Here is a 619-nt window from a genome sequence, read left to right as displayed (position 1 = left end):
TCCGCTTGGAATAGAAGATGAGGAAGAAGTTACGTATCAATCAGCGCCAATTACACAGCAACCTGCTATGCAACAAACACAAAAAGAAATGCAAGTAAAACCGCAAAAAGAAGTACAGGTAAAACCACAGAAGGAAATGCAAGTGAAACCGCAAAAAGAGGTACAGGTAAAGCCACAAAAAGAAGTGCAAAAAGAAAAGCCAATTCAAATAGAAAAACCAGTTGAAAAGCCGTCTGTTATTCAAAAACCACCGGTTATAGAAAAACAAAAACCAGCAGAAAAAGAAAACACGAAGTTTTCGGTAAATGTGTTACCACAGCCGCCGCAACCACCAATCAAAGCGAAAAAAGAATATAAGATTTCAGATGTAATTAAAAAAGGAAGCGAGTTAATTGCTCCTCAAATTACTAAAATGAAACCTAATAACATCATTTCTCCGAAAACGAAAAAAGATAATATCGTGTCGCCACAAGTGAAGAAAGAAAACGTAGGAAATATCGTGTCACCGCAAGTGAAGAAAGAAAACGTAGGAAATATCGTGTCACCGCAAGTGAAGAAAGAAAATGTAGGGAATATTGTGTCGCCGCAAGTAAAGAAAGAGAACGTAGGAAATATCGTG

At 37.3% G+C, this 619-nt stretch carries 1 pseudogene; it reads left to right on the top strand.

The annotated features are described in order from the left end of the window. Positions 1–619 (top strand): annotated as a pseudogene (gene exsA / locus MR113_RS27335) (spore coat assembly protein ExsA); the annotation flags it as partial.

Source organism: Bacillus cereus group sp. BfR-BA-01379 (assembly GCF_022663605.1).
Lineage (GTDB): Bacteria > Bacillota > Bacilli > Bacillales > Bacillaceae_G > Bacillus_A > Bacillus_A mobilis.
This window is presented reverse-complemented; position numbering and strand designations above follow the sequence as displayed.